Below are 26,860 nucleotides of genomic sequence, written 5' to 3'. Positions count from 1 at the left end.
TCGGGGTGAGTATGGGGTCGAGCCGATCTGCCGGGTTCTGCCGATCGCCCCATCAACCTACCACGAGCGTGTCGCACAGCGCCGCGATCCGTCGCGCCTGTCACCACGCGCCCAGCGCGACGAAGCAATGAAGCCCGAGGTTCAGCGCGTGTTCGATGCCAACTTCAAGGTCTACGGGTATCGCAAGGTGTGGCGGCAGATGCAGCGCGAGGGCTTCGATATTGCCCGCTGCACGGTGGAACGGCTGATGCGTGAGCTGGGCCTGCAGGGCGTGATCCGGGGGAAGCCGGTGAAGACGACGATGAGCGACAAGGCAGCGCCATGTCCGCTCGATCAGGTCAACCGCCAGTTCCATGCACCGGCACCCAACATGCTGTGGGTCTCGGACTTCACCTACGTCGCGACGTGGTCCGGGTTCGTCTATGTCGCCTTCGTGATCGACGTTTACGCCCGCTATATCGTGGGCTGGCGGGTGAGCAGAACGGCGCATGCCAGCTTTGTACTCGATGCCCTGGAGCAGGCGATCCATGACCGACGGCCTGTTCACCGTGGCGGCCTGATCCACCACAGTGATCGTGGCAGCCAATATGTCTCGATCAAGTATACCGAGCGTCTTGCCGAAGCCGGGATCGAACCATCGGTCGGCAGTGTTGGCGACAGCTACGACAACGCCTTGGCCGAAACGATCAACGGCCTTTACAAGGCCGAGGTCATCCACCGCCGAGGTCCGTGGCGATCATTTGAAGCCGTGGAATACGCCACGCTCGAATGGGTCGACTGGTTCAACAACCGGCGCCTGCTCGCGCCCATCGGCAATATCCCGCCTGCCGAAGCTGAAGCACGATACTACGCCATGCTGGACGACACGCCCATGGCGGCATAATTTAAACCAAATGGCCTCCGGCAATCCCGGGGCGGTTCATATCGAGAAGTGCCGAATGCCTGTCAGCTTCGCTGAATGGGATAGAGGGGGCGTTCGAAAGGTCCATCGATATTACATGGCGAAATTGGCTTACAAAGTCGTAAACTGCCACCTTCAAACAACCGCAAGAGAGGGATTATATCCTCAGCAATATCATTGAGATACTGCGGATCGGCACTGCAGACAGGCGCTGCATCGCTCCCAAATACCAGTGATGAGTGACGGCGCCTTCGTTTCGTTCGATCTCCTGATTGGCGCGCGATCGTGCAGTTGATTTGTGCCCTCGTGCCGATTTCTGGCCAGGTCGCATTGGCCTTACTGTGTCGATGGTCGTCAACCCGAACGAAATAGGCTAAGAGGGAATCATGAAAGGTCGGCACGAACACTCCGTGGCAGAGGTGTTGCATTCATCCACAAGTGCCGGGCAGTCCTTTGTCGCGGCCAGTTGGTGTCGGTCCGGCTTGAAACACGGCCTCGATGTAAACGCAGACCGAGCGCCTGAGCTCGTATCGGGTTGCGACCTTACTCAGCGAAGGCAGCGACATGAACTGATGCTGGAGGTTGCCCGCCCGCTGCTCGATCAGCTGTTCCAGACCGTGGCGGCGACCGGTTGTGCGGTGATGCTTTCAGACAATGACGGAGTCATACTCGAAGCGCGCAGCAGAGCCGGCGATCGCGAGATGTTCGACAAGATCGGGCTGACCGCGGGCGGTGTGTGGAGCGAAAGCCGCGAAGGTACCAATGGGATCGGAACCTGCCTCGTAGAAGGACGCCCGGTTACGATTCACCGCGACGAGCACTTCGCCAGCCGTAACATCGGCATCAGTTGTATGGATGCTCCAGTCAGAGACGCGGCGGGCCGACTGATTGGCGCGCTCGACATTTCCAATTGCCGCGACGATCACACTGCAGCGATGGGCGCGCTGGTCCAGAAAATCGTTCAGGATGCTGCGCGCAGGATCGAAAGCGGCATCTTTCGGGAGCATTTCAAGGGGCACCGCATCATCGACGCGAACCTCCCCGGCGGCGACGCGGCCTTGCTCGCTGTCGACAGAGATGATCTGGTCATCGGCGCCACTCACGCTGCACGCTATCGCTTCAAACTCACCGATGCCTGCCTGGCCGGGTGCCGCAGCGCTGCTGAAATCCTCGGCAACGAGAGCGAAGGCGCGCCATCGTTTCACGATTCCGAGCGAGCTGTATTGCGACGCGCTCTGGCCCAGGCCGACGGCAATGCAACGCAAGCGGCCAAAGCGCTCGGCATCGGTCGGGCCACGCTCTATCGCCGGATGGAGAAGGTTGGCCTGAAGCGAGCGTGACACCACCCTCGACCTGTCTCGATATCGAGACAGTGTAGCCCGTCTTATTGCCCCACCCTCTTTTCAGCGACCCATTTTCGCGAGATCATCGTGCTCACGACCGGGAGCGTCCGGCGATCGTGAGAGGATGAACTGATGGATATGCAAACCAACCCGGCGGCTGCCATGACCGCGCCCTTTGCAGAGAAGTATGACAACTTCATCGGCGGCAAATGGGTCGCGCCCAAGGATGGGCGCTATTTCGACAATATCTCGTCGATCACCGGCAAATCGGTCGGCAAGGTAGCGCGCAGTCAGGCGGCAGACATCGAAGCCGCGCTCGACGCAGCGCATGCCGCGAAGGACGCATGGGGCCGCACCAGCGCGGCCGAGCGTGCGCTGATCCTCAACCGGATCGCCGACCGCATGGAGGAGAATCTCGAAAAAATCGCCATCGCCGAGACGTGGGACAACGGCAAACCGCTGCGCGAGACGATGGCTGCCGACATTCCGCTGGCGATCGACCATTTCCGCTATTTCGCGGGCTGTATTCGCGCGCAGGAAGGCGGCATTTCGGAGATCGACCACGATACGGTCGCCTACCATTTCCACGAACCGCTGGGCGTGGTCGGCCAGATCATTCCGTGGAATTTCCCGATCCTGATGGCGGTATGGAAGCTCGCCCCCGCGCTGGCGGCGGGCAATTGCGTGGTGCTGAAGCCTGCCGAACAGACCCCGGCATCGATCATGGTGCTGATGGAGCTGATCGGCGATCTGTTGCCCGCTGGCGTCGTCAACGTGGTCAACGGGTTCGGTGTGGAGGCGGGCAAGCCGCTCGCCAGCAGCAGCCGGATTGCCAAGATCGCCTTCACCGGTGAGACGAGCACTGGCCGCCTCATCATGCAATATGCCACTGAAAACCTAATCCCGGTCACGCTCGAACTCGGCGGCAAAAGCCCGAACATCTTCTTTGAAGACGTGTGCCGCGAGGATGACGACTATCTCGACAAGGCGATCGAAGGCTTCGTGATGTTCGCGCTCAATCAGGGCGAGGTTTGCACCTGCCCCAGCCGCGCGCTGGTTCATGAGAGCATCTACGACCGCTTCATGGAGCGGGCGATCAAGCGTGTCGAAGCGATCAAGGCGGGTAATCCGCTCGACATGGAGACGATGATCGGCGCGCAGGCCTCCTCCGAACAGCAGGAGAAGATCCTCTCCTATATCAACATCGGCAAGCAGGAAGGCGCCGAGCTGCTGACCGGCGGCGAGGCCGCGCGGTTCGAGGGTGAAATCGCGGGCGGCTACTACGTCAAGCCGACCGTGTTCCGGGGCAACAACCGGATGCGTATCTTTCAGGAGGAGATTTTCGGCCCCGTCCTCTCGGTGACTACTTTCAGGGATCAGGACGAAGCGCTGCAGATCGCCAACGACACGCTTTATGGCCTGGGCGCGGGTGTCTGGAGCCGCGATGCCAACACCTGCTACCGATTTGGCCGTGCGATAAAGGCCGGGCGGGTGTGGACCAATTGCTACCACGCATATCCCGCTCATGCGGCATTCGGCGGTTACAAGCAGTCGGGCATCGGGCGTGAAAACCACCGCATGATGCTCGATCACTATCAGCAGACCAAGAACATGCTGGTCAGCTACAGCCCCAAGAAGCTCGGCTTCTTCTGAGGCGATGGCCCGGTGCGGCGCATTTCCGCCGCACCGTCTCCCCCAACCCCCATTCAGGAGACATTCCATGACCAAGACCATGAAAGCCGCGGTCGTCCGCGCATTTGGTGAACCGCTGCGGATCGAGGAAGTGCCGGTGCCCGAAGTGCAACCGGGCATGATTCAGGTGGCGATTCAGGCGTCGGGCGTATGCCATACCGATCTGCATGCCGCCGAAGGTGACTGGCCGGTCAAGCCCGAGCCGCCGTTCATTCCGGGCCACGAAGGCGTGGGCTTTGTCTCCGCCGTCGGCAAAGGCGTCACCCATGTGAAGGAAGGTGACCGGGTTGGCGTGCCCTGGCTCTACACCGCTTGCGGCCACTGCACCCACTGCCTCGGCGGATGGGAGACGCTGTGCGAAAGCCAGCTCAACACCGGCTATTCGGTCAATGGCGGGTTTGCCGACTATGTATTGGCCGACCCCAATTATGTCGGCCACCTGCCCGACAATATCGGCTTCAACGAAATCGCACCGGTGCTATGCGCGGGCGTCACGGTCTACAAGGGCCTGAAGATGACCGATACCAAGCCGGGCGATGCAGTGGTTATCTCCGGCATTGGTGGGCTGGGGCACATGGCGGTGCAATATGCGGTCGCGATGGGGATGAACGTGGTCGCGGTCGATGTGGACGACGCCAAGCTCGATCTCGCGCGCAAGCTCGGCGCGAAGGAGACAGTCAACGCCCGGACCGAGGCTGACCCCGCCGCGGTGGTGAAGCGGTTGACCGGCGGCGGCGCGCGCGGCGCGCTGGTGACGGCGGTGAGCGAGAAAGCCTTCGAACAGGCGGTCGGCATGATCGGACGCGGCGGCACCGTGGCGCTCAATGGCCTGCCGCCGGGCGATTTCCCGCTCAACATCTTCGGCATGGTGCTGAACGGCATCACTGTGCGCGGCTCCATTGTCGGTACGCGCCTCGACCTTCAGGAGTCGCTCGATTTCGCTGCTGACGGCAAGGTCAAGGCGACGATCTCCACCGCTAAGCTGGACGACATCAATTCGGTGTTCGACAAAATGCGTAAGGGGCAGATCGAAGGGCGCATCGTGCTCGACATGGCGCAATAGCAACAAACCCCGTGCGGGGGATGGGGGCAATCATGCCGGTAACCCTACGGGCAAGGCAAGTGATTGCCCCCAGTGCAGAAGCGGCGCTGCGAGTGCACGCATATTGCAAAGCTTCAGGAAATACCTTCCCCGCCCTGCTGCGCTCTGATTCAATCAGCGCATTGGCTCATGATCGCCCTGGATCATATAGTGCGCCACCATCAGCCAATGAGTTGGTGAGGCGTTTCCCATCTTCGTCCGCACTTTTGGCATTGGCCGAATGAATGCAGGAAGGTGCAAGACGATATTCAAGGTCAGGGCAAGAGCTGGCCCTCACACCAAATTTACCACTCATTTACCATGTTGGCATAGGAATATGTCCGCCATTCAAGGGGGATATTTCATGTCGGCCACTCAGCAGGCGATCGGAGCTTCCACGCTATCTGTTGTCGTTCCTATATATAACGAAGACACCGGCATTGCCCCCACTGATCGAGCGGCTGGTTCCCGCCTGCGAAGGACAGTTCGGCAGCCGGTTCGAAATCCTGTTGGTAAATGACGGATCATGCGACGATAGCTGGCAGAAGATATGCGATCACGCGAACCAGCATACGTCCATCCATCAACTGACCACTTGGTGACACGAGCAATGACGGCACTTTTTACACGATATGGTCTGGTGAATGTCATCAATACCCTTGTCGGAGGATATTCCGTAATTCTCGCTTGCCTGTATCTCGGGGCAGCACGCTCCGCGTTAGAGGCAGGCAATCGGCTGGCGCAGATACCGGCCACCATCAGCTTTTCGCTTGCCATGTTCGTCCTGTCCCATCGCTTCATGTTTGCCGATCGGTCATGATTTTCTCCGCGCCCGACGTACTGACCGCGAAACGCGGTCCATTCAGCTACGCCGCGTTCGCGATATTGCTGGCAATTTCGCTCGTGCCATTAATGGCCGTCGGACTGCCGCCGTTGAGCGACTTGTACGGCCATCTGGGCCGCTATGTCATTCAGACAGATCTTGCCAATCGCCCTGAACTCGCCCCCTATTATGCATTTGAGTGGAAGGTCATCGGCAACCTTGGTGTCGACCTGCTGGTTGAGGTGCTGCATTCGCACCTCGGGCTCGAAGGGGCGGTAAAGGCGAGTGTGATCGCCACGCAACTACTCGCGGCAACGGGAATTCTCGCCATTTCCCGACAGGTGCATGGCCGCATCACCCCTTTCGCGATTCTCGCGCTGCCGTTGATCTATGGGTTTCCGTTCAATTTCGGATTCCTCAATTTCTCTCTGGCGATGGCACTGGCGCTGGTGACGTTCGCGATTTGGCTTCGTTTACGCCAGAGTGCGGGCCGATGGTGGCCGCACCTGTTGCTCGCTGTTGTCGGCCCGGTTATCTGGCTGTGCCATACTTATGGCTGGGCTTTCCTCGGCCTGATGTGCGGATCTGCTGCTTTGGCCGATGCGATAGAGCGCAAGGATCGCCCGCAGACGCTCGTCCTCCGTGTCCTGGGCGAATGCTGGCCTCTCCTGCTCCCGCTCATCCCAATGCTGGCATGGCGGGCTGACACGGGCAAGACCGTAACCGGTGAATGGCTGATCCTGCTCAAGGCATTTTCTCTGGCATCGCCCTTGCGGACAGGTTCGCTCATTCTTGATGGCCTGTCGCTGCAAATCATGGTTATCTTCGGCTACTGGGCGGCGCGTAGCAAGTGGGCGCATTTTGACCTGCGCCTTGCTCTGGCAGCAATCTTTTGTGCTGTGGCATTCCTGATAATGCCACCTCGAATCTTCGGTTCCTATTTTGCCGACATGCGGTTGGTTCCGTATATGTTTGCCTTGGCACTGCTCGCGATTTCGCCACGCCGTTTCCCCCGACAAATCATCCGCTGGATGACTTGTCTGGCGCTCGCATTCTTCATTGCGCGGATGGCAATCACCACCTTCGTATATGTCGAGCGGGAAAAAACGCTGGAGCGGACACTCGTCACTCTGGATGCAGTTCCAAGGGGCGCGAAGCTCGCTACATTCGTGATTGCTCCATGTGCTGGAAGTTGGGAGCCTCCGATTCTGTGGCACATAGGCAGTATGGCGTTGGTGCGTCGCAATGCGATCGTCAACGATCAATGGGAGTTTTCGGGGTTAAACCCACTGAGAATCCACAATCCGACTGCGGGCTACTTTGCACGGGATCCTTCGCAGATGGTGGAACCGGATACATGCACGAAACCAAATTATCCGCACCTGTCCGACATCCTGCGCCACTTGCCGCGCGATGCATTCACTTATGTGTGGGTCGTAGGTGAGTTGCCTGCACAGATGCCCGAATTTGCAGACCTGCGCCCACTGCCGCACCGGGGCGCTGGCGTGCTTTACAAGGTTATGCCGACCTCTCGGTCCAATTCGACGAAGGTCGTGCGATAAGCACAGCAGCTTGCTTCAGGCCGGACTGTCAGGGGACGATCGTCGTAAACAGATAGACCCCGAAAATCACCAGATGCACCGCACCCTGCAACACAGTTGTCCGCCCATTGCCGAGCGACAGTGTCGTCACCAGCAAAGTGAGGCCTAACAGCACGATGCCTTTGCTGCCCAGACCCAGCGCAATCGGCAGGCCAGCAAACAGCGACAAGGCCGCCACTGCAGGAATGGTAAGACCAATGGTCGCAAGCGCGGACCCGAGCGCGAGGTTGAGACTGGTCTGTATCCGGTCACGCAGCGCCGCACGAACCGCCGCGACACTTTCCGGTAACAGCACCAATACGGCGATCATCACACCGACCACCGCTTGTGGAGCGCCCATGGACAGCACCAGATCGTCGAGCGGTTTGGAGAGCTCCTTCGCCAGAAGGACCACCGCGCCCAGAGCAGCAAGCAACAGTACAGCCGATATGGCCGTCGTCCGGTTGCTGGGCGGGTCGAGCGCGTCTTCGCAATCCTGCGTTTCGCTCGCAGGAGGCAGAAAATACTCCCGGTGGCGCACGGTCTGGACCGTCACAAAGGTCAGGTACAAAACCAACGATACTATCGCGACGAAAGCCAGCTGTTCATTGGAATAGACCGGCCCCGGCTCGCTGACCGTGAAATTAGGCAGAACCAGACTGAGCACCGTAAGCGCGCAGATCGTCGCCAGAGCGGCGCTGACGCCGGATTGCTGAAACGACTGCTCACGATGAAACAGGCCGCCAATCAGCAAGCACACACCGATGATACCATTGAGAATGATCATCACCGCTGCGAAAACGGTATCTCTCGCCAGCGAAGCGGCACCGTCAGCGGATGCTGTCATCAGAGCGAGTATCAGACCCACTTCGATCATGGTCACAGCCAGCGCGAGTACGAGAGTTCCGAAAGGCTCCCCCAGCTTGTGGGCGATAATTTCCGCGTGGTGGACAGCACAGATAACTGCCAATGCCACGCCGAACGATACCACTACGGTTGGTGCAGCGCCGATAGTTGCCATCGCAAAAACCAGCCAGGCCGCAAGCGGCCCCCACGAGGCCCAGGAACTAAGGTGCTTTCGCATCGGACCTCCTTCTAAGGTGGGACAATCAGAGTTTCGATCTTCTCCCTCTATTTCACAATATGGCTGCGCGGTGAAGACGTGCGAGGGCACAAAACCGCCCTGATGGAGTGTTGAGCAGGAGTTTTCAGTGAGCTTCGGCCAGCTTCTGAGCGAGTTGCTGCGATGTGATGACTTTGCGGATATTGCGGGTGCTGCAGTCGTCATTGGCCGGGTTGCCATAGGTGCGGATATCCGGATCATAGACGATGGTGGCAGACAGGGTGGGCGCCAAAGTCCACTGTCGTTCGCGCATGATTTTTGTTGAACAGATCTGCACGATCAACATCAACACGCATCCGACCGGTTAAGCCGGCCGGATGCGCGCCGTGGTATCATCCATAACAGGATTTGGCTGAACTCGCCGGGCAGAAAACAAACCGCCCGCCTTATCAACCGCCCCAGTAGTACCTATTGGTCGGAGGTATTCGCAGGGGTTTCAAGGCCCCCGCCCAGCGCGACGAACAACGTCGCGCGATTTTGCAGCCACGCCCGCTGTGTCGCCAGCAACTGCTGGCGGGAGGCCAGCAAATTGCGCTGCGCGTCAAGCACCTCCAGATAATCGGCCACCCCTTCGCGATTTCGCAGGGTGGCGATGCGTGTGAGATGCTGTTGCGCCGCAACAGCTTGTTCCAGCACGGCGATCTGTTCAGCGAGGTAGCGCCGCCCGGCCAAGGTGTCAGCGACTTCGCGGAAAGCCCCTTGCACAGTGCGATCGTAAACCGCGACCTGTTCGACTTCCAACGCGCGGGCGAGATCGAGATTAGCCTCACGCGCGCCCCAGTCGAAGATTGGTAAACTGATCTTCGGCCCGAACGACCAGCCGAAACCGTCGCTGGAAAACAATCCGTCGAGGCTGCTCGATGCAAAACCCGCGTTACCGGTCAGCGAGATGTTGGGGAAGAAGGCCGCACGCGCCGCACCGATATCGGCGCGGGCCGCGCGCAGGTTCTCTTCCGCAGCAATGATGTCGGGACGCAGGAGGAGCAGGTCCGACGGCATACCCGGATCCAGCCGACGATCATCACCCTGTGCCGCCAGCGAAAGCCCATCGGGCATCTCAGCCGGTATGCGACCGCCGACCAGCACGGCCAGCTGATTTTCCAGCCGGGCAGCCGCCAAACGCTGAGCGGCCAGATCCTGCTGGGCCTGCGTCAGCAGGGTTTCCGCCTGCCGATAGGGCAAAGCCGAAATGACGCCCTGATCGAGCCGCAAGCGAGCCAGACGCAAACCATCTTCACGGCTTTCCGCGGTTGCCTGTGCCAGAGCGATTTGTTCGCGAGCTTCGACCAAAGCGAAATAAGTGTTGGCCGTGTCAGCGATCAGCGAAAGATAGAACGCACGCTGCGCCGCGACGCTCGCCAGATAGCGCGCACGTGCGGCCTCGCTCATATTCGCGATCCGGCCCCAGAAGTCGATTTCATAGGCGCTGATCCCTACGCCGACCGAAAACCGGTTGCCGGTAACGCTTGTTACGTCGTCGGCTGTTGCGCCGGTCTGCACCTGAGTGCGCGAACGCGTACCGCTGGCATCGACCACCGCTGTTGGCAGGCGACGACTATCTTCTACGCGGTAGCGCGCACGCGCCTGTTCGATGCGTGCGGTTGCCGCCATCAGATCGCGGTTGTTCTGCAGCGCCGTTGCGATCAGCTCTTCCAGTCGCGGATCGGCGAACCAGTCGCGATAGGACAATGCAGCCGCCGTCACACTGCCATCGGGCCGCAAGGTCGAATCGTATGCCGGTGCAACCGCAGGCTCGGGCCTGGTGTGCTCGGGCGCCAGATTGACGCAGCCGACAAGCGCGAGGCTGCCCGCGGCGAGGCTAAGGTATTGCTTCATCGGTTATTCTCGCTTGCGGAATTGTGACTTGATGCGATTTCCTGCCCGTCACCTTCATCAAGATGCCCTGCCGCTGTCGGCGCCCGCCGACTGATATAGCGGCGCACCAGCAGGTACAGCATGGGAATGACGAAGATGCCGATGATCGTCGCAGCGATCATACCGCCCATCACCCCGGTCCCCACCGCGATACGGCTGGCTGCGCCGGCACCGCTGGCCAGCACCAGTGGCACCATACCCAGAGTGAACGCCAGCGAGGTCATGATAATGGGGCGCAAGCGCAGCCGGGCAGCTGCCTTGATGGCATCGATCCGACGATGGCCCAGCTCTTCCTCCTCGATCGCGAATTCCACCACCAGAATCGCGTTCTTGGCCGCGAGGCCGATAATCGTGATCAAGCCAACGTTGAAATAAACATCAGCAGAAAGGCCACGGAGCATAGAGAACAGCACCGAACCCAGCACACCCATTGGCACCACCAGCAGCACAGCGACGGGAACCGCCCAGCTTTCATAAAGCGCTGCCAGCACGAGGAAGACCACGACGACCGACAAGCCCAGCAACAGGCCGATCTGCCCTGCTGCCTGCTTTTCCTCATAGGAAACGCCGGTCCATTCGAAGCCGATACCAGCAGGCAACTGGCTTGCGAGCTGTTCCATTTCGGCCAATGCCGCACCACTCGACTGGCCCGGCGCAGCCATGCCGGACAGCGTCATGGCAGGATAACCATTATAGCGCGCCAGACTGGCAGGCGCAGCCGACCACTTCGCTGTGGCGAATGAGGAAAATGGCACCATTTCGCCCTGCTGATTCGGGACACGCAAGTCGAGGATCGACTGGGGAGTCATGCGATACTTCGCATCCGCCTGAACCAGCACCTGCAATACGCGGCCTTCGCGATTGAAGTCGTTGGCATAAGCCGAACCGAATGCGATCGACATCGCGCTGTTCACGTCGGTCATCGACAGGCCAAGTGCGCGCGCCTGAACACGATCGATTTTGATCGCAACCTCAGGGCTTGGCCCCTGATCCTCAGGGCGAAGATTGGCGATGAGCGGACTTTGAGAGGCCATACCCAGCAATTGATCGCGCGCTGCCGTGAGTGCCTCGCGCCCAAGGCCGCCGCGATCCTGCAACTTCATGGTGAAACCGCTCGCCTGCCCCAGCGACTGGATCGCCGGCGGTTGGATGACGAAGGCGAAGCCACCATCGAGCGCGGCGAAATTACCCATCGCTTTACCCAGCAACGCCTCGGCGCTGCTGTCGGAACCGGACCGTTCATCCCAAGGCTTGAAGGATGAGAACATCAGCGCGTTGTTCTGACCCTGTCCGAAGAAGCTGAAGCCACGAACGACAACCAGATTGGCCACTTCGTCCTGTGCCATCCAGAAATCGACGATGGGTTTGAGCACTTCGTCAGTCCTCTCCTGCGTCGCACCGGGAGGGGTCTGAACAGCAGTGATCAGGAACCCCTGATCTTCGTTGGGAAGGAAAGCGGTCGGCAGGCGCATAAACAGAAATACAGTGAGCACCGCCAGCAACACGAACATTGCGAACGCCCTAAAGGGGCGGCTCAGAATTTGGTCGTTGGTGCGCCCGTATTTTTCCTGCATGCGGGCAAACCAGCGATTGAACCGGCCAAAGAAACGCCCCAGCATACGCTGCACCCGTGCCACCATACCGCGCCAGCCCTGCGGCAGCGGCGCTTCCGAAACAGATTGGCCTCCCTCCCCGTCACCGACTTCATCGTGTCCATCGATAGGTTTGAGAAAAGTAGCGCACAGCGCCGGGGTCAGCGTCAATGCCAGTACCGCAGAAAAGAAAATCGCGATGGCCAGTGTGACCGAGAACTGGCGATAGATTCCTCCGGTAGATCCCGGGAAGAACGCCATGGGAATGAACACTGCAATCAGCACCAAAGTAATGCCGATGATGGCACCGGTGATCTGTCCCATTGCCTTACGAGTAGCCTGCAGTGGTGGCAGGCCTTCCTCGCGCATGATGCGTTCGACGTTCTCGATCACGACAATCGCGTCGTCGACCAGAATCCCGATCGCCAGAACCATGCCGAATAGCGAGAGCACATTGATAGAGAAACCGAACAGCCACAGCCCCAGACACGCACCGGCCAGTGCAATCGGAACGACCAGCGCCGGAATCAACGTGGCCCGCCAGCTCTGCAGGAACAGGAACATCACAAGGAAGACCAGCACCATCGCTTCAAGCAGCGTCTTGATGACTTCTTCCACCGATGCCTCGACAAACGGCGTGGTGTCATAGGGCACCGACAGGCTGACGCCTTCAGGCAGGCTTGGCTCGATCTCCGCCATGCGCTGCTTGACGCCCTCGGCAGCGGCCAGTGCATTGGCCCCTGTCGCCAGTTGAATCGCCATCCCGGCCATCGGTTTACGATTGAGCTTGGTCGAAGTGGCATAACTCTGTGCGCCGATTTCAACTCGCGCAACATCGCTGAGACGTACGACAGCAGCGCCGGTGGTTGCGCGCAGAATGATATTTTCGAACTCGCGAACCGTGGTGAAACGGCCTTCGCTGGTGACAACTGCCGTAATCTGCTGCCCATCGCGAGTGGGCTGCGCTCCGATGGAGCCACCCGCGGTCTGCGCGTTCTGCTCGCGAATAGCGGCCAGAACCTGAGCCGGAGACAGGCCATAGGATGCCAGCGCATCGGGATCGAGCCAAATACGCATCGCATATTGCGATCCGAATAGCATGACATCACCCACGCCCGGAACGCGGCGCAGCTCATCGATCACCTTGGTAGAGGCGATATTGCCCAGATCGGTGGTGTCATAGCGCCCATCATCGGAAGTCACCGCCACGATCAACAGGAAGCCCGCATTCGCCTTGCGAACGACAATACCCTGTCGCCGCACCTCTTCGGGCAGGCGCGCCTCAACCGTGCTCAGTCGATTCTGAACTTCGGTCTGTGCGATATCGATATCGGTGCCTGCCTCGAAAGTCAGCGTGATGCTCGCCGTGCCATTGGAATCGCTGGTGGAGGCCATGTAGAGGAAGCCCTCGACCCCATTGAGCTGTTGCTCGATCACCTGCGTGACGTTCTGTTCCAGCGTAGCGGCATCCGCACCGGGATAAGTCACTGAAATGGTCAGCGAAGGCGGTGCCACTTCGGGATACTGCTCTATCGGCAGCGCTCGCAATGCGAGAATACCGGCCAGCAGAATGCCAAGCGCAATGACCCAGGCGAAAATGGGCCTGTCTATGAAAAAGCGCGCCATCGATCAGGACGCCTTGCCAGAAGTGGCGGACTTGGCTTTCGGTTGTTTGCCAAGCCGTTTGACAGGGGCACCGGGGCGCAGTTTTTGCAGATTGCTGGTAATGACTACGTCGCCTACAGACAAACCGCTTTCCACGATCCAGAAACCATCGACCATCGCACCCAGTTCAACAGGGCGGATTTGCGCCGTACCATCCTTGGCGATCACGAACACCGACGCGCTATCCGCGCTCATCGAGACAGCGCGCTGGGGCACCGCGATACCTTCTGCCCGATTACCGGCGACAATTCTGGCGCGGACAAATTCACCGGGCAGCAACAGCCGCTGCGGGTTATCGAATATCGCCCGCAGACCGACAGTGCCGGTTTGCGCGTCGACCGAAAGACCCTGAAAATCGATAGTACCGGTGCCGGGATAATCGGTCCCATCGCTGAACGTCAGCGAGACGGGCATCCCGCCACCATCCGCCATTTTGATCGTACCTGCCGCCACGGCACGGCGCAGAGCCATAACCTCGCTCGCAGACTGAGCGAAGCTGACATAGACACGCGAAATCTGTTCGATCCGGGTGAGCAGAGTGCCCTCGCCCTGGCTGACCAGCGCACCTTCTGTAACTTCGGCACGGCCTGCACGGCCCGCGATCGGCGCGCGCACCGTCGTATAGCCAAGCTGAAGCGAAGCGGCGCGTAATTGTTGCTGCAACTGCGCGACATTGGCATCGGCCGCACGCGCAGACGCCAACGCCGCATCGTATTCCTGCCGGCTGATGGCATTTTCGCCGACCAGAGGTTCGTAACGGCGCACGACCGCTCTGGCATTGGTCGCCGTGGCGCGCGCTTGCCGAAGCGCGGCTTCGGTCTGCGAATAGCTGGCCTGCATTTCACGCGGATCGATGCGGAACAACGGCTGGCCCGCAGCTACATCGCTACCCTCGCGGAAAGAACGCGCCTGAACGATACCGGTCACCCGGGCGCGTACTTCCGCGGTTTTGAACGCCTCGACCCGTCCGGGAAGTTCGATCACATTCGGAACGGAACGCGCGGCGATAGTCACCGCCTGAACAGGCAAAGCAGTGGGCGCGGGCGTGTCTTCGGCAGCAGAACAGGCAGCGAGGGCGAGGCTGGCCAGCAGGCCAGCAAACGGTCGAATCATGGAGAGAGGCTTTCAGTCAGGTCTTGTGCAGGTGCGAAGGTGTAATAACCATTACACGATTGCATCGCAACCACCTTTGAGAGAGGTTGTTAACCCATGATTACAATTACCCTCTGCTGCCGCCTCGACCAACGTCGCCGTGCGTTCATCGACGCGGCACGCGCCTTGTTCCTCGAACAGGGATATGAACGCACGACTCTGGGGAGCATCGTTGAGCGTGCGGGAGGGTCATTGGCGACTCTCTACAAACTGTTCGGAAACAAGGATGGATTACTCGAAGCAGTGGTGTTCGATCGCGCGGCCGAAAGCGAGAAGCTGAGCCGCAGGCTCGCAACCACCCGCCGTAGTCCGAGTGAGGCCCTTCCCATTATCGCTGCCGATCTGCGAGAGCAATTACTCGACCCCGAATTTCTTGCCCTTACGCGTATCGTCATGACCCGCAGTATCGAAGATCAGGCTTTCGCCAGGAAGTTCTTCGACCGGACGGCAACGGGAACTCGCGACGATCTGGTCGAAATGTTCACCCAATGGCAAAAGGATGGAGCTGAACTGACTGCCAGCCCTTGTGTGTTGGCCGATTTGTTTCTCGACGTGATTGTCAGCGATATGCATAGCGACGCCATCAGCCATAGTACCAAAATCGTCCACTCGCCAGAACGCACCAACGCACGCCTGCAGATATTTATAAAAGGCGCAGGGCTCGACGAGCCGGTTGGAAAGCAGGCCCCCGCGTGCCGGATTACGAAAACATCTCCCGATATTGGGTAGGAGTCATCTCCATGCTCTCACGGAATTTCGTGCTAAAGTAAGCGCTGCTGGAAAATCCGCATTCGAACGCGATCTGGGTGATCGATTTGCGCCGGTGCAACGCGCCACTAAGCATATCGCGGGCCCGCCCAAGCCGCAGATCCATCAGGAAAGCGCGCACCGTGGTTCCGGATTCCTGGAAAAGCGCCTGAACATATCTCTCCGACAGCCCCAGACAGTGCGAAATCTTTCTCGTCGTTAGCTCCGAATCGAAGGAATTCTCGCGCATAAACGACTTAATTCGTCGGAAAGTCGCTTCGCGGACCAAAGTGAACTTCGCGTCGGTATCCGCCCCGTAGTTCACGGACATCGCCAGAATATCGAGAAAATGAGCGCATGACGCACGGAACTCGACGGGACTGAGACTATCGATCTCACGGTTGATCGAACAAAGCAGATCGACAGCCAGCCGCGGAAGCCCTGCGACGCAAGGGAAAATCCGTCCGCATGACGCTTCGATGTCGCTCAGGCGGCGGTCGACCTCGCGGCGAGACACTTTAAACATCAGGGCAGACATCTGCTTGGGCTGAACAATGTTGAATTGGGAACTGGCGTCGAAGAGGACAAATTGCCCAGTGTAGCATGTTGCCCGAACGCCAAATTGTTCGACATCGCAGCAGCCGGAAAGGGGTGTCATAAATTCGATGTCGGTGCTCGGGTCGTCCCGGATATGCTCCTCGTCCCGCCTGAAACTACACCCCTCTTCTTCGAAGGAAACGAGCCGAAAATCCTCAGTCGCGACAGACTTAAAAGCCGCGCTGAACTGAGTTTCGGCATGGGCGTCAAACGCCATCGAGAAATGCAGGGAACGAACCGCGCCACCCCAAGCCTGCACGCGGGCTTCTGGCGCAAAGTCGCGCGTGTTGAAAACCTGCCCACCCATACTAGGTGCAGCGTTCGCTATGTAGCTTTCCTGTCCCATTTTTCCGTGTTCTTTTTTGCGCGCGAGTTACCTCGCAACTCATCAGTTAACAGACACTTGCGGGGAAAGCACGTCCAAACCGTCTGACGTGTGGCCTGTGCGGTTAATCTAAAAAGATCCTTCGCCCTGTCGAAAGCGGGAGGCGTGATCGCCTTCTAAAAGATGCTCCGCAGAGTGCTCAAGCACCGCCGTTATTTGGAGAGGAGCAGACGTGAAGCCGATATCACCACATGGGAAGGTAAAGGTCGCGGTCACAATCGATGACCTGTTTCTATGGGACGGAACCCCTGTTCCAGAAGGCCGCTCACCCGCACGAACTGCCAAGGAAATGACCGAGGCTTTCGCGAACCATTCGATCAAGGGCGTCTACAGTTTTTCGAGCACAGCGCCCGCCGATACGGACCCCACTCTATACAAAGTTTTCGACCATTGGGTTGAAACCGGGCACCACGTCGCAAACCACACTCACCTCCATGGCAGCCTTAACTGGGTCGATGCTCCGACTTATATTGCAGACATCGAGAGAACCGAGAAGCGGATAGGTCGCTGGACGGCTCAGGCGCCTACAAAGTACTTCCGATACTGCATGGATATGTGGGGCAACACCCGCGAAAAGCGGGATGGGGTCGAGGATTTCCTTCGAACCGAAGGCTTCACATCAAGCCCGCTCAGCGCGTGGTTTTACGATCATGCATGGATCGTCCCATACTGGCGCGCTCACAAGCTGGGCGATACGGAAGCGCTCGCATTCCTGCGTAAGACGTTTGTTCAGACCGCGATCGACCAGCTAAGGATACATGTGGCCGCTGGTTATGCGATGTTTGGGCGCATTCCGCCACAAATCTGGCTCGCGCACGGCTCACCGATCGCGGGCGAATGCATGGGAGAGATTCTCGATGCATTCGCAGCCGCCAATGTCGAGTTTATCCCGCTTGAAGAAGCGATGGCCGACCCCTTCTACGCGGTGCAGCCACTGGTAACTGAGCGCTTCCGAAACCAGACTCAGAAATGGGCGCAAGCCAAGGCATTGGGCATGCCTGGCGTTCCCCCTGCCATTCTCGATGAGCTCGATCAGGTCGCATATATCGAAGGCCAGAGCACCGGCGAGGTGTTTCATGACATCCTGTTGCGGCTATGCCGTTCGATGGACGGCGAATTCTCCTGGCCGGGCTGGGATTGACCATGGAGACAATCGATAACGTCTATGCAGACGGTGCCTGGCCTCCCATTTCCAGCCTCAAAGATATCGCTGCCATCGAAAGCCTGCCGTTCCGGCAACGGATTCCGTTTTCTGCGACCTACGAACTCCTCCAGAACAGTGCTGCGCGGTTTCCCAACGAGCCCGCCCTCACGGTGCTTCCGGAGGGGAAACCTTCTGACTGCGACCGGACATACACTTATAGTGAGTTCTTGGAGGTTGTAACACGTTCGGCCAACTATTTCCGAACGCTTGGCGTTACGTATGATTCAGCGATTTCGATACTGTTGCCGAACATAGCGGCATTTCAGTTTGCGCTGTGGGGTGGAGAAACTGCGGGTCGTGCCAACCCGATAAATCCCCTGCTCGACACAGCAGCCATTGGTGCAATGCTTGTGGCGGCCAACTCCAAAGTGTTGATCACGATGCCGCCGGGCCATCCATCCGGATTGTTCGAAAAAGCCAGAGCTGCCTCAGGCAACGGGGTTACTCTGGTGGTGGTATCGGAAACACCCCATGATGGCGCGGAAGCCGACTTCTGGGCGGATCTGCAGCAGATGGACGGCGCCAAGCTCACTTTCCCGCTTTCCGAAAATCACGACACAATTGCCTCACTCTATCACACAGGCGGCACAACTGGTGAGGTTAAACTAGTCACACATACGCATGGCAACGAACTGGCCAACGCCTGGCAAACGGCATGCTGCTTTGCGTTCACCGCGAACGATGTGGTGTTCAATGCGGCTCCACTATTCCATGTGACCGGGACAGTGCTGCTCAGCCTGGCGCCATTTTCGGTCGGTTCTCATGTTGTCATGGGTGGGCCTGACGGCTTCCGCTGCCGCGAAACCATCGCTTCGTTCTGGAATATCATTGAGACATACGGCGTGTCCGTATTCTGTTCGGTTCCGACGGTTTATTCCAGCCTGCTCGACAATCCTCCGGCGCAACATGACATCTCCAGCCTGCGCTTCGGCATTTGCGGTGCTGCGCCTCTGCCACCGCCGATAGCTTCGGCCTTTGAGCAACGGACCGGCGCAACAATCATCGAGGGGTACGGGATGACCGAGACCTGCTCCACATCGATTGTCAATCCCCGCGACGGCACGCGCAAGCTCGGATCAATTGGAATTCGCGCACCCTATCAGGATGTACGTATCGCGATTCTTGACGAGAACGGCTCTTTCGTTCGCGATGCCAAGACAGGTGAAGGCGGAGCGTTGCTGCTGCGCGGGCCGAATGTCACACCGGGTTATCTGCCAGCATCCTCCGAGTTGAACGACAGGCCGCTACCTGATTGGCTGGATACCGGCGATACTGCACGAATGGACGAACAGGGTTTCGTTTTCCTTACCGGACGCACCAAAGATCTGATCATCCGGAGCGGTCATAACATCGATCCTGCGATCGTAGAGAACGCATTGATTGATCATCCCTCCGTTGCCGCCGTTGCGGCGGTGGGGAAGCCTGACGCCTATGCTGGCGAATTGCCAGTCGCATTTGTCGTGACAGCACCGGGCGAGACCATAGTCGAAGAAGATTTGCTCGCATTTGCTCGCGAACGGGTTTCCGAACGTCCGGCGGCGCCCAGTGATATCTATTTCGTCGACGCGCTGCCGATGACTGCAGTAGGAAAAGTATACAAACCTGCACTGCGGCTGGAAGCGACACGTCGCGCATGCTGGGCACTTCTTGGGCCCGAGTTTGGGCAACGGCTTGATGATGTTCGAGCCACATCCGACCCCGCACGGGGCTTAGTCGTAAAGGTGATCATACAAGGAGAGCCAGATCGGAGCGCTATAGATGCTGTCTCCCGTATCCTGAGCCCTCTTCCACTCACGCATGAGGTGAGCTGGGACATATAATAAAGACAGTTTGATTAAAAAAATAACAAATCGATCTGGGGAGAGATCAATGTATATTAGTTTATATTATAAAAAGGCGATTCTTTTCACGGCGTCTTCACTATTCGCAACTTCTGCAGCGCAGGCGCAAACAACGACATCCCTGCCATCTGAAGAGACTTCTGCCACTAGCGAATCTGGCAACGATGGCCCGCCTGAGATCGTAGTGACAGCACAAAAAAGGTCGGAGCGCCTGTCGGACGTTCCGATGTCGATCTCAGCTGCCTCGGGGGAACAACTCGAACAGCGTGGGATCACGAGCGTTGCCGATCTTGGCAAGATCGCGCCCGGTTTCACGTATCAACCAAGCGACTATGGCTCGCCAGTTTACACAATTCGCGGCGTTGGCTTCAAAGATATCTCGGTGGCGGTGGCACCGGCCGTCAGCGTGTATGTCGATCAGGTTCCGCTACCATATTCGTCGATGACACTGGGGGCCAATCTGGACCTTGAGCGCGTCGAAGTTCTGAAAGGGCCGCAAGGCACTCTTTTCGGTCAGAATTCGACAGGTGGCGCAATTAACTTCATCGCTGCGAAACCGACGACGTACTTCTCGGCCGGTGCCCAGGCCAGCTACGGCGGCTTCAATGAGATCAGCGGAGAGGGGTTCCTGAGCGGCCCCCTGTCCGAAGACATTCAGGCCCGCATCGCCATCAGAACAGAGCAGCGCGACGGCTGGCAACGCAGCCAGACCCGCGACGATACCTTAGGCTCGCGAGATTTCACGACGGCGCGACTGATCCTCGATGTTCAGCCGAGCGATCGGCTGAAACTGGAGTTCAATGTCAACGGATGGATTGATCGCAGCGAAAATCAGGCCGCTCAATTCGTGCGCTTCGCACCGGCGGTACCAAATGGTTACCCCGATCTTGTCCCTGCGATTCAGGCATATAATCCCGCGCCCGACAATGCTCGCGTCGCAGACTGGGATCCGCAAACCGATTTCAGGCGAGACGATTGGTTCGCACAAGGATCGATGCGCGCTGATCTGGACCTGACCGACAGCACCACCCTTACGTCAATCACAGCCTATTCGCATTACAAGCAGGATTCACCGATCGATCCGGATGGCGTTGCGGTGAATGATTTCCTTCTCACTATTCGATCAAAAATTACGTCGTTCTCTCAGGAGGTTCGCCTCTCAGGGAGCGCCAACGCAGAGTCCCTTCGCTGGATGATCGGCGGAAATTTTCAGAGCGATGTGTCGCACGACAATCAATCAGGTCAGTATGCAGGTACCAGCTCAGGCATTGGGCCGGTACGCTTCGATAGTTTTATCAACAGCAGCAACCAAAACGTCAAAACCTACTCAGGATTTGCCAGTCTCGATGCAAAATTAAGCGACCGCCTCGGCGCGCAGGCATCTGTGAGGTATACGAAGTCAAACAACGACTTCACCGGCTGCCTTTACGACGATGGCGATGGAAAGCTTGCCGCAGCATTCTCGCTGCTCGCCACTTCTCCGATTTCAGCGTCATCGTGCGTCACTATCGACCCGACTACATTCGAAGCCATGCCGATCGTGGCCAATTCACTCAATGAAGACAATCTTTCCTGGAAACTTGGCGTGACATACAAGTCAGGACGCGACAGTCTGCTCTACGCCAACGTAACGAAGGGCTTTAAAGCCGGAAGTTTTCCCACCGTACCCGCATTCACGCCGGACCAGTTCGACCCCGTCCCGCAGGAATCGGTTCTGGCCTACGAACTCGGCATCAAGCAGTCGTTGCTAGGCAGACGAATGCAAGTAACCGGCGCGCTGTTCTATTATGATTATCGCCGCAAACAGTTGGTGGGTTACGTGAATGGTGCGTTCGGGCAGGTTCCGGCGTTAATCAGTATTCCTCGATCCGATGTTCTTGGGGCGGAAGCAGGTTTGTCAGTCGAACCACTCACGGGCCTCCGGTTATCCGCAAACGGGATATATTTGCGAACGCGGGTCCGGGACAGTTTCCAGGCTACCGATCCCTTCGCGCAACTCGTGGATCTTAAAGGCGAGCAATTTCCGAACTCTCCCAAGTGGCAATACACGCTGGACGGGGAGTACGCCTTTCCAGTCGCCAATGGGATCACTGCGTTCGCCGGTGCAAACTACTCATACAAATCGGAGAGCGTTGCCTCATTCGGCAACAGTCCGGAATTTCGCCTGCCAGCATATGGCCTGCTCGATCTTCGCATTGGCGTTTCCGGTGAAAAATGGCGCGCCAGTCTGTGGGCCAAGAATGTGACCAACGCCTTCTACCTGCAAAGTGTCACCCATGTGATCGACACAGTCGCCAGGATTACTGGCATGCCTGTTACGTATGGCGCGACCGTAAGCTACCGTTTCTAAATCTTATTTCTGGAGATTCCTCGTGAAAGTCGATTACTCGAAATATGAATTCCTGTCGGTTGAAATATCCGAAAACATTATGTCCATCACTTTGGACAGACCGGCAAAGTACAACGCGATCCATCATGAACTCCATCGCGAACTTGCGGACATTTTTTACGATGCGGCAATCGACGATTCCGTATCGGTTGTAGTTCTGACAGGATCGGGCAAGGCATTTTGTGCAGGCGGGGATCTGCAGGCCATGCAAGATCATGCGAACTCTTCAGGTGTAACGGGGCATTATCTTAGCAGTGTTGATGCAAAGCGCATTGTCTTCGGCATGCTTGATCTGGAAAAGCCGATCATCGCAAAAATCAACGGTCCAGCGATCGGATTGGGCGCAACTATCGCCCTGTTTGCCGACATCGCCTACATGGCTGACCACGCCGTAATCGCCGATCCTCATGTCAAAGTCGGTGTAGTGGCAGGTGATGGCGGGGCAATTATCTGGCCACAGCTGATCGGTTACTCTCGCGCGAAAGAGTATCTGATGACAGGAGACAGCATCCCGGCAAAAGATGCCGGGCGCATGGGCCTCGTCAATCATGTTCTTCCTGCCGCCGAGCTCGATGACGCCGTGGACAAGATGGCCCGGCGACTGGCCGATGGCCCCTATGATGCAATTCGCTGGACAAAAACGGCCGTAAACATCGGCCTTCGCCAGTTGGCACATTCAATTCTCGATGCCTCAATGGCCTATGAAACGGTTACGCTCCGCAGCGCGACACACAAGGAGGCTCTGCAAGCTTTTGCAGACAACCGAGAACCGACCTTCAAAGGCCTGTGATCGGTTGTAGTAAGACAGGGGTTATCTGAATGTCGACGGATATGACCACGTTTGACAGGCACGACACCACCAATGCATGCTATGTCTGCTGCGATCGCCACGCCGATCTCCGACCGACAGCTCCCGCTCTCCAGATAGTCGATGAGGATCGATCGACTACAATAACGTTCGGTGACCTGAAAAGCAGAGCCCATGCCTTCGCACAACAACTTGCCGGTTTAGGGATAAAGCAAGGCGATTGTGTTGCCGCGCTTGTGTCTCGGGGCGCAGAGTTGACAGTCGCAGCTCTCGGGACCTGGCGGATCGGTGCAGTGTTTGCCCCTCTTTTCACCGCATTCGGTGAAGAGGCAATCAGGCATCGCATCGATCAAGCCAACGTCAAGGTGCTGCTTATCGAAGACGCCTTTCGTGACAAGATTGCAGCCATTGCGAATCTGCCACCTGTCATTTTAGCGACGGACCTGGGTTACTCTTCGGAAAGTGACACAGCCCCCGACAGATTGGGTGAGAGTGACGCCGTCACCCCACCCATCGGAATGGATTTGCAGGCGCCATTTCTTCGCATGTTCACCTCCGGAACAACCGGCAAGCCCAAATCGCTCGACGTTCCACTCCGTGCGTTCGCCTCGATCGAAAGCTACATGCGAAAGGGGATCGAGTTGTCGGAGGAAGACGCATTCTGGAATCTGGCAGATCCAGGATGGGCCTATGGCCTGTATTACGGATTGATTGGTCCACTGATGCTCGGCAAAGCAACGCTCTACAACAAGCGATCCTTCGATGCTCTTTCTGCAATAGAGATCATTCGCAACCAACACATAACCAATCTGGCAGGGTCACCGACAGCTTTCCGAATGCTCATGGCTGCCGGGCCTGAGGCGATGGCGCCGATCCGCAACCAACTGCGCCTGATATCAAGCGCGGGAGAGCCTTTGACGGAAGATATCGTGAACTGGTTTCGCGAGCACCTTGGGGTCGTCGTCCGGGATCACTATGGGCAAACCGAACTGGGTATGGTGATGATCGAAAGCCCTTCTCAGAGTGGGCAGGAGCGATCCGATGGCGGATTGGCTCTGCCTGGATTTACTCTGAAAATTGTCGACGAAGACGGTAACGAGGTGGACACCGGCGTAGTTGGCGAATTAGCGGTCGATTGTGATGCATCGCCACTTTTCTGGTTTGCCGGCTATCGGGAAACATGCCCACGTAACGAAGCTCTCTATCGAACGGGGGATGCTGCCATCAGAACAGCCAACGGACGGATCAGCTTCTTCGGACGTACCGACGACGTTATCACATCGTCCGGTTATCGGATCGGTCCATATGATGTCGAAAGCGCTTTGATGGAAGACGACCGGGTTCTCGAAGCCGCGGTGGTAGGAAAGCCTGATGAACAGCGCACAGAAATTATCAAAGCGTTCATAGTCCTAAAGCCGGGCGTAGCAGCAACGCCGTCGTTGGTGGAACACCTTAAGATGCATGTGCGGAAGCGACTTTCAGCCCATGCTTACCCGCGTGAGATCGAATTCGTTCCTCACCTCCCCAAGACGCCAAGCGGTAAAATCATGAGAAATGCGCTGAAGAACGCCGCATGATCAAACAGCGCGGCTTGGCAAGTCATATGGTCATCCACGTTCATCATCACGGACATAACAAGGTTGCATCGTCGACCTTTGCTCCCCGCTCAGAAAGAGAGAACAAACCATGCAAATCGATGGATTGTCAGCGATAGTGACCGGTGGCGCGTCCGGTCTCGGAAAAGCCGCTGCACAATTGCTTGCCCATAGGGGAGCAAAAGTCACGATTTTTGACCTCGACGAAACCGCAGGGAAGGCGGTTGCCGACCAGTTTGACGGCTTGTGCATTGGCGTCGATGTCTCTGACAGCGAAAGCGTCGACCAAGCCTTGAACAAAGCGGAGGACACCCACGGAACGGCGCGCATTCTTGTCAACTGCGCTGGCATCGCCCCCGGCGCAAAAACGGTTGGAAAACAATATACGCCTCATCCACTGGACACTTTCGTGAAGGCAGTCACCGTCAACCTCGTTGGAACCTTCAATACTATTTCCCAATTCTCAGCACGCGCAGCCGCCGCGGAGGAGATTAACGGTGAGCGAGGGGTCATAATTAACACAGCCTCAATCGCCGCCTTCGACGGGCAGATCGGTCAGGCAGCATATAGTGCATCCAAAAGTGGCGTGGCTGGCATGACACTTCCGATTGCGCGTGATCTCGCAGAACACAAGATTCGCGTCATGACAATTGCGCCTGGGATTTTCCTGACACCGATGCTCGCGAACTTCCCACAACACGTGCAAGAAACTCTGGGCGCGCAGGTCCCCCATCCCAGCCGGGTTGGTGAACCGTCCGAGTTCGCCCAACTTGCCGAAGCAATCATTTCAAACCCGATGCTGAATGGCGAGGTTATACGTCTGGACGGGGCCATCCGTATGGCGCCGCGCTGAGTACTTCTCTACCTTGCACCGCAATGTATGACGCCGGGACGATGGCGCCAAGGGCGAGAACTCATTGGATTCAGTTTCTGATGAGAACACGTTTGGCGCGATATCCTCACAAATTTTCGGCCTGTGCGTTCCGTGTATATGATCGGCGGGTTTCGGAAAAAGGCAAACAGCACGCCCACGCTCCGAAGAGCAAGTCCACTGATTGCGATCAACCGGGGCACTTCGACACCAGCAGAAGAACACCGATCCTGAAAAGCTCGCCTTAAGTTGGCGCTGAGCGCTCAGAAAGAGCGTCACATTCAGACCTCCCCAACACTATTCTAAAAAGGCTTGAAACAGCTACCGCGTGTCTGAAACAGCGAGATATTCGAAAAATCCAAGCCCAATACTCAAAATTTTCGCGGACCTTAGAGATTACATGAAAAATGGAAAAACAAATGGTGGAATAATAGTACTAGCAATTTATATACAAATTTATTTGTGGATACAATTAAATTTCTTATAAAACAACGCACCAGAATACGCCCGTTCAATCGACATTTATTATAGAAATGCAATCCATCTCTCGCTTAATTATTAATCTTGAACAATATAACTCTGGCAATCCCTTCACCCGACAATGTTCACTGGTATTTGCAGGGTTCCGGGGACATGAACGTGCCCGCCCTCACCGCCACAGCGTATGACGCGGCACAACCTAGAGTCTGTCCTGTTTAGATTGAGGTATAGCCGCTGTTTCCGAGGTAGTTGGCGCATTCGTTTGGTGGGAGGGCGAACGGAACATTCAGTATGATCCCCATGAGATGCTCCTTAGGCTAGGCCGTAGACTCATTAGCTGCGATCCATAACCGTGCTGAGAAGAGCTTGATGGCGGCGAGGAAGTTATCGGCGCGTTTGTCGTAGCGTGTCGCCAATCCTCTGGCGTGTTTGAGTTTTCCGAAGAAGCGCTCGATCAGGTTGCGATAGCGGTAGAGGAAGGCGCTGAAGGCGAAGCCCTTTCGTCGATTACGCTTTGCCGGGATGTTGGCGAAGCCGCCGTTGCTTTCGATCCGTGCGCGGATAGCATCGCTGTCATAGGCCTTGTCAGCCAGGAAAGTGCTGCCGGGTGGTACGACATCAAGCAGCGCTACAGCCTCGCGGCAATCGCTGGCTTGTCCTTCCGACAGATGCAGGCCGACCGGTAAACCCCGGCCATCAACCAGCGCATGGATCTTGGTAGTCAGGCCGCCCCGGGAACGTCCCATGCAGCGATTGGGGTCCCCCTTTTTAGGGTCGCACCATGCTGGTGGACCCGGATCGAGGAACTGTCGATCATGACCAGTTCGCCATCGAAAGCGGCGCTGACGGAGGACAGAAGCCGGTCCCATACGCCAGCTTTGCGCCAACGCACGAAACGGTTGTAGCACGTCGTGTATGGCCCATAGCGCTCCGGGATATCCGCCCAGGGGCTGCCTGTGCGAAACCGCCACAATATCCCATTGATCACCCGACGATCATCAACACGCGGAACACCGCGCACCTTGTTCGGCAACAACGGCTCGATCACCGACCACTCGAAATCCGTAAGCTCAAATCTGCGACGGCTCATCCAAGGATCCTTCAAATGCCTTGAAT

At 57.6% G+C, this 26,860-nt stretch carries 21 protein-coding genes; 14 read left to right on the top strand and 7 right to left on the bottom strand.

Features of this window, described 5'->3' with window-relative positions:
- The 7 genes from D6858_RS01975 to D6858_RS01945 form a co-directional block, all read left to right on the top strand.
- The coding region (locus D6858_RS01975) for an IS3 family transposase (RefSeq protein ID WP_120106458.1) at window positions 1-883 on the top strand (883 nt) is incomplete at its 5' end.
- 590 nt (window positions 884-1,473) lie between these two features.
- Window positions 1,474-2,241 carry a GAF domain-containing protein gene (locus D6858_RS01970; protein ID WP_240623642.1) on the top strand — a complete coding sequence of 256 codons (768 nt, stop codon included), beginning with the start codon at window positions 1,474-1,476 and terminating at the stop codon, window positions 2,239-2,241.
- A gap of 135 nt (window positions 2,242-2,376) precedes the next feature.
- Entirely contained in the window at window positions 2,377-3,897 is a 1,521-nt protein-coding gene (gene adh / locus D6858_RS01965; protein ID WP_120106717.1) for an aldehyde dehydrogenase, read from the top strand.
- Window positions 3,898-3,964: 67 nt separating this feature from the next.
- Window positions 3,965-4,999, top strand: a complete 1,035-nt coding sequence (gene adhP, locus D6858_RS01960; protein ID WP_120106715.1) for an alcohol dehydrogenase AdhP — start codon at window positions 3,965-3,967, stop codon at window positions 4,997-4,999.
- A gap of 458 nt (window positions 5,000-5,457) precedes the next feature.
- Window positions 5,458-5,619 (top strand): glycosyltransferase family protein, encoded by a 162-nt coding sequence (locus tag D6858_RS15715; RefSeq protein WP_165859603.1) that lies wholly within the window; start codon window positions 5,458-5,460, stop codon window positions 5,617-5,619.
- Between the two features lie 8 nt (window positions 5,620-5,627).
- On the top strand, window positions 5,628-5,837 hold the full coding sequence (locus tag D6858_RS01950; RefSeq protein ID WP_133305218.1) for a hypothetical protein: 210 nt from the start codon (window positions 5,628-5,630) through the stop codon (window positions 5,835-5,837).
- A complete protein-coding gene (locus D6858_RS01945) occupies window positions 5,834-7,402 on the top strand; it encodes a hypothetical protein (protein ID WP_120106708.1) in 1,569 nt (522 codons plus the stop codon). The genes D6858_RS01950 and D6858_RS01945 overlap by 4 nt, the downstream gene beginning before the upstream one ends.
- A gap of 28 nt (window positions 7,403-7,430) precedes the next feature.
- Here D6858_RS01945 and D6858_RS01940 read toward each other — a convergent pair whose 3' ends face one another.
- The 5 genes from D6858_RS01940 to D6858_RS01920 all read right to left on the bottom strand — a co-directional run bounded on the left by D6858_RS01940 (window position 7,431) and on the right by D6858_RS01920 (window position 14,788).
- A complete protein-coding gene (locus D6858_RS01940; protein WP_120106705.1) occupies window positions 7,431-8,504 on the bottom strand; it encodes a calcium:cation antiporter in 1,074 nt (357 codons plus the stop codon).
- Window positions 8,505-8,628: 124 nt separating this feature from the next.
- Window positions 8,629-8,796, bottom strand: coding sequence for a hypothetical protein (locus D6858_RS01935; RefSeq protein ID WP_165859602.1), 168 nt, complete (start codon window positions 8,794-8,796; stop codon window positions 8,629-8,631).
- 155 nt (window positions 8,797-8,951) lie between these two features.
- Entirely contained in the window at window positions 8,952-10,379 is a 1,428-nt protein-coding gene (locus tag D6858_RS01930) for an efflux transporter outer membrane subunit (RefSeq protein ID WP_120106701.1), read from the bottom strand.
- Window positions 10,376-13,636: a multidrug efflux RND transporter permease subunit gene (locus D6858_RS01925; protein ID WP_120106699.1), complete on the bottom strand. Its 3,261-nt coding sequence runs from the start codon at window positions 13,634-13,636 to the stop codon at window positions 10,376-10,378. The genes D6858_RS01930 and D6858_RS01925 overlap by 4 nt, the downstream gene beginning before the upstream one ends.
- Window positions 13,637-13,639: 3 nt before the next feature.
- Window positions 13,640-14,788, bottom strand: a complete 1,149-nt coding sequence (locus D6858_RS01920; RefSeq protein ID WP_240623641.1) for an efflux RND transporter periplasmic adaptor subunit — start codon at window positions 14,786-14,788, stop codon at window positions 13,640-13,642.
- 96 nt (window positions 14,789-14,884) lie between these two features.
- Between D6858_RS01920 and D6858_RS01915 the strand changes: the two genes are divergently transcribed.
- Window positions 14,885-15,556: a TetR/AcrR family transcriptional regulator gene (locus D6858_RS01915; protein WP_120106697.1), complete on the top strand. Its 672-nt coding sequence runs from the start codon at window positions 14,885-14,887 to the stop codon at window positions 15,554-15,556.
- Here the strand turns inward: D6858_RS01915 and D6858_RS01910 are convergent.
- Complete coding sequence (locus tag D6858_RS01910; protein ID WP_120106695.1) at window positions 15,528-16,517, bottom strand: AraC family transcriptional regulator; 990 nt, start codon at window positions 16,515-16,517, stop codon at window positions 15,528-15,530. The genes D6858_RS01915 and D6858_RS01910 overlap by 29 nt on opposite strands.
- A gap of 211 nt (window positions 16,518-16,728) precedes the next feature.
- Between D6858_RS01910 and D6858_RS01905 the strand changes: the two genes are divergently transcribed.
- The 6 genes from D6858_RS01905 to D6858_RS01880 all read left to right on the top strand — a co-directional run bounded on the left by D6858_RS01905 (window position 16,729) and on the right by D6858_RS01880 (window position 25,246).
- Window positions 16,729-17,697: a polysaccharide deacetylase family protein gene (locus D6858_RS01905; protein WP_165859601.1), complete on the top strand. Its 969-nt coding sequence runs from the start codon at window positions 16,729-16,731 to the stop codon at window positions 17,695-17,697.
- 2 nt (window positions 17,698-17,699) lie between these two features.
- Window positions 17,700-19,580 carry an acyl-CoA synthetase gene (locus tag D6858_RS01900; RefSeq protein ID WP_240623643.1) on the top strand — a complete coding sequence of 627 codons (1,881 nt, stop codon included), beginning with the start codon at window positions 17,700-17,702 and terminating at the stop codon, window positions 19,578-19,580.
- Window positions 19,581-19,629: 49 nt separating this feature from the next.
- Window positions 19,630-21,951, top strand: a complete 2,322-nt coding sequence (locus tag D6858_RS01895) for a TonB-dependent receptor (protein WP_240623640.1) — start codon at window positions 19,630-19,632, stop codon at window positions 21,949-21,951.
- Between the two features lie 22 nt (window positions 21,952-21,973).
- On the top strand, window positions 21,974-22,780 hold the full coding sequence (locus D6858_RS01890; RefSeq protein WP_225082660.1) for an enoyl-CoA hydratase/isomerase family protein: 807 nt from the start codon (window positions 21,974-21,976) through the stop codon (window positions 22,778-22,780).
- Between the two features lie 41 nt (window positions 22,781-22,821).
- On the top strand, window positions 22,822-24,375 hold the full coding sequence (locus D6858_RS01885; RefSeq protein WP_165859599.1) for an AMP-binding protein: 1,554 nt from the start codon (window positions 22,822-22,824) through the stop codon (window positions 24,373-24,375).
- A 109-nt stretch (window positions 24,376-24,484) separates the two neighbouring features.
- Window positions 24,485-25,246: an SDR family NAD(P)-dependent oxidoreductase gene (locus D6858_RS01880; protein ID WP_120106684.1), complete on the top strand. Its 762-nt coding sequence runs from the start codon at window positions 24,485-24,487 to the stop codon at window positions 25,244-25,246.
- Between the two features lie 815 nt (window positions 25,247-26,061).
- Here the strand turns inward: D6858_RS01880 and D6858_RS01875 are convergent.
- A protein-coding gene (locus D6858_RS01875; protein ID WP_120106682.1) for an IS5 family transposase occupies window positions 26,062-26,834 on the bottom strand; the annotation gives its coding sequence in 2 pieces (ribosomal slippage) (window positions 26,062-26,516 and window positions 26,516-26,834; 774 coding nt in all).
- Between the last annotated feature and the right edge of the window lie 26 nt (window positions 26,835-26,860).

The organism is Tsuneonella suprasediminis, from assembly GCF_003605755.1.
GTDB classification, from domain to species: domain Bacteria; phylum Pseudomonadota; class Alphaproteobacteria; order Sphingomonadales; family Sphingomonadaceae; genus Tsuneonella; species Tsuneonella suprasediminis.
This window is presented reverse-complemented; position numbering and strand designations above follow the sequence as displayed.

Coding starts and splice junctions, on each gene's coding strand:
- D6858_RS01970 (WP_240623642.1), top strand. CDS start 1,474: ATGCTGGAGGTTGCCCGCCCGCTGCTCGATCAGCTGTTCCAGACCGTG.
- adh (WP_120106717.1), top strand. CDS start 2,377: ATGGATATGCAAACCAACCCGGCGGCTGCCATGACCGCGCCCTTTGCA.
- adhP (WP_120106715.1), top strand. CDS start 3,965: ATGACCAAGACCATGAAAGCCGCGGTCGTCCGCGCATTTGGTGAACCG.
- D6858_RS01950 (WP_133305218.1), top strand. CDS start 5,628: ATGACGGCACTTTTTACACGATATGGTCTGGTGAATGTCATCAATACC.
- D6858_RS01945 (WP_120106708.1), top strand. CDS start 5,834: ATGATTTTCTCCGCGCCCGACGTACTGACCGCGAAACGCGGTCCATTC.
- D6858_RS01940 (WP_120106705.1), bottom strand. CDS start 8,504: ATGCGAAAGCACCTTAGTTCCTGGGCCTCGTGGGGGCCGCTTGCGGCC.
- D6858_RS01935 (WP_165859602.1), bottom strand. CDS start 8,796: ATGCGCGAACGACAGTGGACTTTGGCGCCCACCCTGTCTGCCACCATC.
- D6858_RS01930 (WP_120106701.1), bottom strand. CDS start 10,379: ATGAAGCAATACCTTAGCCTCGCCGCGGGCAGCCTCGCGCTTGTCGGC.
- D6858_RS01925 (WP_120106699.1), bottom strand. CDS start 13,636: ATGGCGCGCTTTTTCATAGACAGGCCCATTTTCGCCTGGGTCATTGCG.
- D6858_RS01920 (WP_240623641.1), bottom strand. CDS start 14,788: ATGATTCGACCGTTTGCTGGCCTGCTGGCCAGCCTCGCCCTCGCTGCC.
- D6858_RS01915 (WP_120106697.1), top strand. CDS start 14,885: ATGATTACAATTACCCTCTGCTGCCGCCTCGACCAACGTCGCCGTGCG.
- D6858_RS01910 (WP_120106695.1), bottom strand. CDS start 16,517: ATGGGACAGGAAAGCTACATAGCGAACGCTGCACCTAGTATGGGTGGG.
- D6858_RS01900 (WP_240623643.1), top strand. CDS start 17,700: ATGGAGACAATCGATAACGTCTATGCAGACGGTGCCTGGCCTCCCATT.
- D6858_RS01895 (WP_240623640.1), top strand. CDS start 19,630: ATGTATATTAGTTTATATTATAAAAAGGCGATTCTTTTCACGGCGTCT.
- D6858_RS01885 (WP_165859599.1), top strand. CDS start 22,822: ATGACCACGTTTGACAGGCACGACACCACCAATGCATGCTATGTCTGC.
- D6858_RS01880 (WP_120106684.1), top strand. CDS start 24,485: ATGCAAATCGATGGATTGTCAGCGATAGTGACCGGTGGCGCGTCCGGT.